Annotated in this window: 1 protein-coding gene; it reads left to right on the top strand. The window is 65.9% G+C overall.

Annotation, left to right across the window (positions count from 1 at the left end; all coding sequences use genetic code 11):
- Window positions 1-302: hypothetical protein (locus tag PVZ78_RS01395; RefSeq protein WP_273828135.1), on the top strand; the 302-nt coding region annotated here is incomplete at both ends.

Raw genomic sequence — 302 nt, 5'->3', positions numbered from 1 at the left:
CGACCTGGGCTCCACTGGCACCGCCAGCCTCGATGGCGCGGGCAGCCTCTGGAAGACCTTGGGCGACATGATCGTGGGCCAGTCGGGCAATGGCTCGCTGTCGCTGACCAACGGCGCCAAGGTGCAGACCGCTGGCAACACCGTGATCGCTGCGCAAAAAGGCTCAAGCGGTAAGGTCAGCGTCGACAACGGTACGCTGTCCACCGACAAGCCCCTGATCGTCGGCGGCGCCGGCAACGGCGTCCTGGACGTCAAGAACGGCGGTCAGGTCAACAGCCAGGACAGCATCATCGCTGCCGACC

The organism is Pseudomonas sp. SBT1-2, assembly GCF_028640875.1.
GTDB classification, from domain to species: domain Bacteria; phylum Pseudomonadota; class Gammaproteobacteria; order Pseudomonadales; family Pseudomonadaceae; genus Aquipseudomonas; species Aquipseudomonas chlororaphis_I.
The sequence above is the reverse complement of the archived record's forward strand: the minus strand, read 5'-3'. Positions and strand labels throughout refer to the sequence as shown.